Annotated in this window: 7 protein-coding genes; 5 read left to right on the forward strand and 2 right to left on the reverse strand. The window is 40.4% G+C overall.

What is annotated here, in order from left to right:
- Positions 1-17 precede the first annotated feature (17 nt).
- Together LCH52_13255 and LCH52_13260 are read right to left on the reverse strand one after the other, a co-directional pair.
- Positions 18-1,397 carry a sigma-54 dependent transcriptional regulator gene (locus LCH52_13255; protein ID MCA0389449.1) on the reverse strand — a complete coding sequence of 460 codons (1,380 nt, stop codon included), beginning with the start codon at positions 1,395-1,397 and terminating at the stop codon, positions 18-20.
- Positions 1,390-3,297, reverse strand: a complete 1,908-nt coding sequence (locus LCH52_13260; protein ID MCA0389450.1) for a PAS domain-containing sensor histidine kinase — start codon at positions 3,295-3,297, stop codon at positions 1,390-1,392. The genes LCH52_13255 and LCH52_13260 overlap by 8 nt, the downstream gene beginning before the upstream one ends.
- A 167-nt stretch (positions 3,298-3,464) precedes the next feature.
- Here LCH52_13260 and fumC point away from each other — a divergent pair, with 167 nt between their 5' ends.
- From fumC to LCH52_13285, 5 genes are all read left to right on the forward strand, one after another.
- Positions 3,465-4,856, forward strand: a complete 1,392-nt coding sequence (fumC, locus tag LCH52_13265) for a class II fumarate hydratase (GenBank protein MCA0389451.1) — start codon at positions 3,465-3,467, stop codon at positions 4,854-4,856.
- Between the two features lie 1,080 nt (positions 4,857-5,936).
- Complete coding sequence (locus LCH52_13270) at positions 5,937-6,782, forward strand: hypothetical protein (GenBank protein ID MCA0389452.1); 846 nt, start codon at positions 5,937-5,939, stop codon at positions 6,780-6,782.
- Entirely contained in the window at positions 6,743-8,104 is a 1,362-nt protein-coding gene (locus LCH52_13275) for a T9SS type A sorting domain-containing protein (protein MCA0389453.1), read from the forward strand. Before LCH52_13270 ends, LCH52_13275 begins: the two co-directional genes overlap by 40 nt.
- 80 nt (positions 8,105-8,184) lie before the next feature.
- Complete coding sequence (locus tag LCH52_13280; protein MCA0389454.1) at positions 8,185-9,081, forward strand: T9SS type A sorting domain-containing protein; 897 nt, start codon at positions 8,185-8,187, stop codon at positions 9,079-9,081.
- Between the two features lie 477 nt (positions 9,082-9,558).
- Positions 9,559-9,810: hypothetical protein (locus LCH52_13285; protein MCA0389455.1), on the forward strand; the 252-nt coding region annotated here is incomplete at its 3' end.

The raw sequence follows: 9,810 nt of genomic DNA on the forward strand, positions 1-9,810 counted from the left end.
TCCTTTATTTAATTGTTTCAGGGTTGTTCGGGATTGATTCTGTATCTGCTCATAAGGCGGTAGATAGTAGCTCTTCCCAACTTCAATTTTTTTGCTGCTTCTAATATATTCCCTTTTGTCACTTTGAGTGCATGTCTGATTGCTTCCTCCTTTATTTTTTCGAAGGGAAGCACGACCGGGGAATTCAGGAATTTTTCGACGCTCGACTCCTCGACCGATGGTGTTGCCGATCTGATATGCATCGGCAGGTCTTCAACATCAATGGTATCATTTTCTGTGAGGATCAGGCAGCGTTCGATGGTGTTTTCCATTTCTCTCACATTACCGGGCCAGTCATAATCGAAAAGAAGTTTTAATGCCTTTGGAGTAAAGCCGAGGCATTTTTTATCGAGTTTACGGTTGAAGTGTTGCAGAAAATGCTCAGCCAGCACTATAATATCCCCTTTTCTGGCTCTGAGGGGAGGAAGATTGATCGGGAATGAATTCAATCTGTAAAAAAGGTCTTCACGGAATTCCTTGTTTTCAACAGCATGTTTCAAATCACGGTTGGTAGCGGAAATAATTCTGACATCGCATTTAATTGTTTCGGTACCGCCGACTCTTTCAAATTCCTTTTGCTGAATAACGCGAAGAAGTTTGGACTGGAGAGATATATCCATTTCACCAACTTCATCGAGGAAGATTGTTCCTTTGTTTGCAAGTTCAAATTTCCCCATTTTTCTTTGGTGAGCTCCGGTGAAAGAGCCTTTTTCGTGACCGAAGAGTTCGCTTTCCATCAAATCGCGGGGTATGGAGGCACAGTTTACTACAACAAAAGGGTAGGATTTTCTGATGCCGTTGTAATGAATTGCTTTGGCAATAAGTTCCTTCCCCGTACCGCTTTCACCATGGATAAGCACGGTGATGTCGTTATCGAGGACTTTAGTGACCATTTTGAAGACATCCTGCATCTTGCCGTCGGCAGAGATAATATTGCTGAAGCTGTAAGTCTGGGTTACATTTTCTCTGACTTTCTCGAGTTCTTTTTCAAGGTCATAATTTTTGAGGGCATTTCTGATCGCAGGTTCAAGTCTTTGGGTATCAATCGGTTTCGGGAAATAGTCGTAAGCACCAATTCTGAGGGCTTCAAGCGCCACATCCACCCTTCCTTGTGCGGAAAGTATAATAACCGGAAGTTTTGAATCGAATTTTTTCACCTCTGCGAGGGCTTCAATTCCGCTGATTCCGGGAAGCATAATATCGAGAAGAATGAGATCAGGTTTCATCGAAAGTGAAGCGAGCATCTCTTCGGCATTATCAAAGGTTTTTACTTTGTAATTCCATTTTTCGCTAACCCAATAGGTGAGCAACCTTAAAATCGGTGCCTGGTCGTCGACAACAAATATCAATTTATCCATTGTTGGAATACCTCTTAGGATTTAGTTGTAATTTGATGATTACCGTGGTTCCGTTGTTTTCTTCACTTTTCAGATTAATATATCCTTTGTGCAGATCTATTATTTGCTTCACGAGGGCGAGTCCGAGTCCTGAACCCGGCAGCGAGTTGTCAGTTCTCGAGACCTTATAGAATTTTTGGAAGATATAAGGTAAATCTTTTTTAGGAATCCCGACTCCGGTATCGCTGATTATGGCTTCCAGTTCATTTTTTCTTAACCGGACAAAAATTGTGATTCTGCCGCCGGGATTGGTAAACTTAACAGCATTACTGATAATGTTTTCGAAAACCTGTGTCAATCTTTCTTTGTCAGCATTTATTATCACAGGAACATCGGGATATTCCTCAAGAATGGTGATGGATTTTTCATCGGCATTTTTTCTGAACTCAGACACTGCCTCGGTAATGAGGTCGATCGGGTCGAAATCAGATTTGTCAAGCACTACCTTCCCGCCCTCAAGTTTTGAGATATCAAGAACATCGTTTATCAGATCAGCAAGCCGTTTAGATTCGGTAAGAATGATTTTGTTGAAGTCGATTCTTACTGATTCCGGCATATCGGTATCAGAGTCGATGGTTTCGGAAAAACCGATGATGGAAGCGAGAGGTGTTCTAAGTTCGTGTGAGATGTTGGCGACGAATTCACTTTTAAGATGATTCAGTTCCTCGAGTACGGAGATTCTTTGTTTTACACGATCCCGTTCAATGGAGATAATCCGGTTGGCTTCGATGAGCTTATTGTTAAGGTCATTCATCATCTCATGATCATGGATTCGGGATGTTACATTTCGACCGATACCCACAATCCCGTCGAACCGGTTTTTTTGTGAGTAAACGGGGCGGGCATTAATTTCAAAAGTGAGCCTTTTCCCGAACTTAGTGATGAATGCAGCCTCGAAAGTTACAAGTTTGGAAGCCTTCAGCAGTTCCTTGAAGGAAATGGCGATCACTTTCCGTTCCGGTTCATCGATGAAAGAGATGAAATGCTTCCCGATCATTTCTTCAGGGAGAAACTCAAGAGAGAGCGCCCCGAGTGCATTTACGGAGGAGAAACCCCCCGTCTGGTCGAGGACAAAAATAAGGTCATCAGCGGTTTCGAAGAGTATTCTTAATTTTTCTTCGGAGCTTCGGAGTTTACCTATCAGTTCCTTGTCATCTGTAACATCAACGATCAGGTTTGAGATTCCGGTAATCCTGCCTCCTGAGGTGACAGTATGAACAAAGTGTCTTACATACTTAAGTTGCTGGTCGTCGGAGTAAATTCTGTAGTTAATTGAAGAAGTGTCGCCCTGTAGAGCACCTCTTAATTTAAGTTTGAATTGCCTGAAGTCAGCAGGGTGCACTTTTCTCATCAGTGCAGTGGCGGAGATATTTTCAGGTTTGAAACCGGGAGAGAAGAACCAGTCGATATCTCCGGTCAATTCTGTTATTCGCGAATTTGGAGTATCCACATGGAAAGAGAGAGTCCGCGAAAATCCGGTGAGACGGGGTGCCACATTCATCTGTTGTAAATCACCAGGTACTGCCGTTTTTGTGCCGGACTGTGATCCGGAATATTGTCCTGTGACCGCTGAAAATTCCACTTCATAGAATGCTGCACCGGGAGTTTTAAGATCGTCGACCGAGTTGATTCGTGAGGAGACGAATTTTAATTCTTTCTCCAGTTTTTGAATCAGAGACGAGAAGGTTTTAAAGTCTTTAACGGATGCAGCCTGCGAGTTGATTATCTCCTCTGCTCTTTGGGAAACTTTTCCTTCGCTGTAAACAATCTTGGCACCTTTATCCTCGTTTACCTCGAGTAAAAGAGTAAGAGCCGGTTTTGGGGAAGTGCTGATCTTGGAGTTCTCCGCGTTAGCTGGCATATTGGAAATAAGCAAAGTGGCAATTAATTAAGTGTCTTAATATAAGACATTATTTAGATAAAATGAAGAAAGTTCTGAAAAAAAATGAAAAAAATGAGGTAATTGTTCGACACATGATTATCATCTTATATTTTAGTTGAAACAAATATTTTTTTTTCGGAGGTGAAATGGAACATAGAATTGAAACCGACACCATGGGTGAGGTTCAGGTGCCCGCAGACAAGTATTACGGAGCACAAACGGGAAGATCCTTAATGAATTTTAAGATCGGCGGAGAGAAAATGCCCGCTGAATTGATCAAAGCATTTGGCATTCTGAAAAAAGCTGCTGCTTTGACAAACAAAGAACTTGGTCTTTTGAGTGAAGAGAAGACTGCCCTGATCGCAGAAGCGGCTCAGGAGGTAATCGACGGCAAGCTTGAAGGGAATTTCCCATTGGTGGTTTGGCAGACGGGCAGCGGAACACAGTCGAACATGAATGTAAATGAAGTGATAGCCAACCGTGCGATCGAACTTGCAGGAGGTGTTGTCGGGAGTAAAAAACCGATCCATCCGAATGATGATGTGAATAAGGCACAGTCTTCAAATGATACATTTCCGACTGCGATGCATATTGCAGCAGCAATGGCTGTGAATGAAAAACTCATCCCAATGGTTACAAAACTTCGCGACGCTCTCGCAGCAAAATCTGAAGAATTCAAGGATGTGATAAAAATTGGCAGAACCCATCTGATGGATGCCACACCTCTGACACTCGGACAGGAATTCAGCGGATACGCTCAACAGTTGACCAACGGACTAAAGAGAATTAACAATTCACTTCCGTTTGTTTATGAACTTGCTCTCGGTGGCACCGCTGTTGGTACGGGGTTAAACACTCACCCCGAATTTGCAGTAAAGGGAGCTGCGAAGATTGCCGAACTGACAGGGCTTCCTTTTGTAACAGCACCCAATAAATTTGAATCGCTCGCAGCACATGACGCCATGGTCGAGCTTCACGGTGTATTGAAAACCCTCGCTGCATCGCTGATGAAGATTGCGAATGATGTAAGATGGCTGGGAAGCGGCCCCAGGTCGGGTATCGGAGAGTTGAACCTTCCGGAGAATGAACCCGGAAGCTCCATAATGCCGGGAAAAGTTAATCCGACACAGTCCGAGGCAATGACAATGGTTTGTGCTCAGGTTTTCGGGAATGATGTGGCGGTCAATTTTGGCGGTGCATCGGGTAATTTTGAACTCAATGTATTCAAGCCTGTGATAATTTACAATGTTCTTCAGTCAGTCAGGCTGATTTCTGATGCGTGTGAGAGCTTCACCGACCATTGTGTGGTTGGAATTGAAGCCAACACTATGAACATCAAAAAGCATGTTGAGAATTCGCTGATGCTGGTCACTTCGTTAAATCCTCATATCGGCTACGATAATGCAGCAAAAATTGCGAAAAAGGCACATAAAGAACACAAAACTCTCAAGGAAACTGCATTGGAGCTCGGACTTCTCACAGAGGAGCAATTTGATAAAATTGTAAGACCCGAAGAAATGATTTCTGCAAAGATGTAGTTCTTCCGGTAGCTGAAAGTTGTAGATGAAAGAGGCTGTCAGGAAAATGGCAGCCTTTTCACCTTTGCCGCTATTTTTTCCTGTAAACTAGGCAATTATTCTGCCCTCGAAAAATCATTCTGGAACTCTCTGAATTAAAAATAATTTTTCTATAATGCAATCGGGAAAAGGTATTACTCTTTACCTTTTTTTATTCGGATGTTGTTATAAAATTAAGGTGAGCGTTGGATTTTGATTTGATTCAATGTTGCACAATTCATTGTGAATAAAAGGTATCATGAGTTCATTGTTTATAGTTCTTAAAGCCGGGCTTATTATCAACACTTGGGAAATATTTTTGTTTTCTGCAGGGAAACAGACCGCACCTCCGTTTTGGTTTGGTAACTTTCTGCCTTCTCTTTTTATCTCCTATCCCGGTTTTACGGGTATCCCAATTTTTATGTGCCTTCCCAAAACTTTTCATTCTAAATATCTATTTTTTGATCAACCAACACAAACTTTGTGTGAGGAAATTATATGTCTAAATTAACAAATAACCCTTTTCAATTTGTTTCGTTTTCAGTTCTGCTTATTATAGTTGTTTGCACAACAGAGGTTAGTGCCCAGTTTGATTCGCTGATGTTTTTGGATGCAGGATATTATTTGAACGAATCTTGTCTCTGATGGTCAGTATCATCGAACTACTTTACAACACCCCGATGATAATTTTTTCATTAATGATATGGGATTTGCGTGGGAAAATGAATGGTATAAATAATTGACTTGACCAACGATTTTTATAGGACTATGTTAAACTATAATTTAAGTAATTTATATAATTCACGGGATAAACTTTTGTTGTTTTGGGCGGCAAATCAGTTCATTATCTTTGCATAGATGATACTATGATTGGATACTTTCTAATTTCGCAAAAAACAGCAATAATTTTTGTAAAGGAGTATTAAAATGAAGTTTTATGGGTTTCTTGTTACCATTACATTGGTGATAATTTTAACAACATGAGTCTATAGTCAATACGAGATCGATTTATCATCTGATGTTCCCGCTAATTATCAAAGTACAGGAGTGATTCCCACTCGCATGATAGAATCCAGTGGTATCATTAGAGGTGGTATGGAAATCACTGCTCAGGGAATTCTGAAGGTACCAATAGTTTTTGTACGGTTTGCCGGGGATAACGCAATTTCTCCCGGTGGTCTTTGGAGTGACCCAAATGTTCTTCCCACACAATTTGCCAATTTGCTAAATCAGTCTATTCCTATCGGCAATATCTATACAAACAACAATTTATCCAAATATTATGATTTGTTCTCCGGAGGCAATGGATTAGGGGTTGAGGGTGAATTCCAAGTGATTGGTGATGTATTCTATATCACTGTCAGTAAAAGTTATAACCAGTATACTTCTAACGGAGCCGTTGCTAAAGAAGTTATTAATATTTTGGACGGATTGATTGACTTCAGACAATATGATAACTGGAGATTTAAAGACAACAATGAATTATACAACCATCAGTATTTACCCTACAATCCTAAACCCGGAACTTCTGGGGATGGGAAACTGGACTGTATGGTTATATTTTCGCGACTTCGGGTAATTAACGATGAAGAAAGTATTGGTGGATATGCCGAACTCGGTCTGAGTGAAACTATAGTTAAAGATGGAATTGCTATTAGTAATGAATGCGGGGTAACAGGCTTTAACGCCTATAAAAGATGGCCGGAGAGCATTATGAGCATAATAGCACATGAACTTGGGCACTATCAATTTGGGATGGTGGATGGTAACACTGGTAGCCATTTTGATGGGAGGTATAACAATGATACCTCCTATAATTATGGGAATCTCCATTCTTTTTCTTTAATGACAAGATACGGCGGTCATCATTGTTTAATGCCTATGAGAAATACCGCTTGGGGTGGTTAGACCCACAAATAATAACATCAGATATGAATTATGTTGAACTTAACGAAACTTTTATAGGAAACAATAATAATTCTGTCCTTGTTCTAGTGAGGTATGACAATGATGGCAAATTAAAAGAGTTCTTTTTACTCGAAAATTATCATTCCACCAACTCTTACTCTAGTGCCAACCCTTTCCTTGTCACACAATTATTTGGGAACGAGCATGTTTTCACAAAGGGTGTCTTGGTTTATCATATCTCAGAGGAAAACTTTGCATACCCTACGATGTCGGATGTTGATATGGAATGTGCAGATGGGAGGTGGGATTGGCAGGTGATTCAAGGAGGTTCAACGCCCTTGGACAGACTTGACGATTTGATCGACAAGGCTGTTCCAAACGAGAATGATGGTCAAGATGAGAGAGATTATATTCGAGCTATGGCTGGTAATCAATATTATAATGATTATATGGCACTCACTCCAGGTACGACATCTGATATTGAAAAGAAAAAGCAAAGACGATATTCGTCAAATGATCAATTAGGAGATATGGATGACTTTTTCAATTCGGGTTATAATACAGTTTTTACCAAATGGAGTAATCCTTCAAGCCGAAAACGAGACAATACACTTCCGGAAGTGGGGTTTGAAGTTATTGGTTATGATAACAGCACAAAAAAATTCATCCTAAGCGTAGCAACAAGTGCTTCGGGAATTATATCCCTATCACCTTCGAAACCACAGAACCTTACAATCTCGAAAAGCGGTTCTAATCACCCTCTTCTAAACTGGCCTGCGAATGGTGAATCCGATTTGGCAGGATACAAGATTTACAAAAAGACAACCTCTGCTCAAGGGTGGAATTATTACACTTCCGTAACGACAAACAGTTATGAAGACCTCAATGAAACTTATTTGGTGTCTGGAGGTATTGGTTACGAACATCCTGTCTACTATTATGTAACTGCATTTGATACTCAGTCTAAAGAATCAGACCCGTCCAAAGAAGTCACAACACTCGTCAAAGGTGCCCTTTTAGAAAAAGAAGGAATAGATGCAGAAACCTCAAAAGCACCAATTGAATTTGGATTGTTTCAAAACCACCCAAACCCCTTCAACCCTGAAACTGTTATCCGTTTCACTTTACCCGTCGCAGGATTCGCCAAAGGTGTGGTGTATGATATCCTCGGACGAGAAGTCTGCATTTTGCTTGATGGTGAGACTCCGGCAGGGCAACATCAATTGAAATTTAATGCTGAAGGTATAGGGTCTGGTGTCTATTTCTTTCGCCTTAATGCAAGTAAATTTTCAGCGACGATCAAGATGACAGTAAATAAGTAAATTTATCTTTGACGGGAGGTGTTTTTACACCTTATGTTTAAGGTTAACAAAACAATTTCAAAATAATAAGGAAATTAGTTATGAAACTTATCAACACATTGTTTTTATTTTTAATACTCACAGGTTGTACAATTGCTCAACTTGATACCACTGATTATTTTCCAATGCATGTGGGAGACAAGTGGCAGTTTTCTTCACTTGGTAGTGACGGTTATACTATATTAATATCGGGCGATACAATAATGCCGAATGGCAATCGATATTTTATTCGTGAATATCGGACTGATCCTAATATCCCGGCTGATTATCCCTGGTATCTTCGAAAACGACAAGATGGCTTTGTTGTAAGATACATTCCGGGGTCTGATCAGGAATATGAGTGGTTAAACCTTAATGCACAAAAAGGTGAAATTTGGTTAAATCTTCCGCCTGACAGTACTGAAGGATTTTGGGGAGTAAAAGATACCGGCACTTATCACAACACACTAACAAATTCCTTTCTCAAATACAAATTATATGATTGTGTTCGCTTACCGGATACGATATGGTGCTCGGAAACGCCTGACACCGAACCACCAACCTTAACTCAGGGACTGGGTATAACAGGGACATTTTTTTCGCATTGTTACGGAGCAATAATAAACGGAGTAGCCTACGGGACAGTGTCGGTCGAAGAAGGAACCGAAATACTTCCATCACAATTCTACCTTTCTCGGAACTATCCAAACCCCTTCAACCCCGAAACAGTTATAAAATTCTCACTTAAAGAGAAGAGCAGCGTAACGCTTACTGTTTACAACATCACGGGTCAGAAGGTGGTGGAACTTGCCACGGGCGAGATGGAGAAGGGATTTTATGAGCGTAAATTTGATGGAACGAAATTCTCATCCGGTGTTTATATTTTCTGCATTGAAGCGCAATCGCTTGAGAGCAAGACAACTTATTCCAAAACTGTGAAAGCTTTGCTGCTTAAATAGGGCTGAGGGATGAATGTTGATGGCTGAAAAGCCCGCACAAGAATGTTAAATTATTAAGGCTGTCTCGAGAGGGTCAGCCTATTAAAATATCTATGGTGAAATAAATTTCAATTATTGGTGTAATAACACATGTTAAAAATATTTTTTAGATCTCTTGACATTAATTACAAAAATTTGTAATTTAATTTCAGGATATAATTAAACACGGGAGAGCGATGTAAAAGCAGGAAATAAAATAACCGGGACAAAAATTGTCCGGTTATTACAAGTTATCCGGCAGGATGTTCAAGGATTTTTACCGGTCCCTTTATGAGCAAATATTCTATCGTAATGTACCTTCCACACCCTGTAGAGAACCATATGGCGGTTCTTCTCCGGGAAACCTTTACAAAACCAAGTTTGATGCACTAAGACATTTTAAGCAAATAAGATGTCGTTAAGCCATTGTTTAGATACTTAATCTTTATGGAAGACTGTATGAGTAAATACCTAAAAACATTTATGCTGTTGCCCTGTTTAATTCTATTGATGAGTTCTGCTTTGGAGGCCCAATATTTTGATTCATTGATTTTCAAAACAACCGGGCTTTACTGGAAAGAATCGGTCATCTATATGGGAGACCAAAACGGTGATGGCTGTGATGATTTTATGATTACGAAGATGGACACAACCGCACCCGGTTCTGAAGGGAAAGCGTATTTTTATTATGGTGGTAACCCTGTCTCTGAT

The organism is Bacteroidota bacterium, from assembly GCA_020161395.1.
In the GTDB taxonomy this organism is placed as follows: domain Bacteria; phylum Bacteroidota; class Ignavibacteria; order Ignavibacteriales; family Ignavibacteriaceae; genus UTCHB3.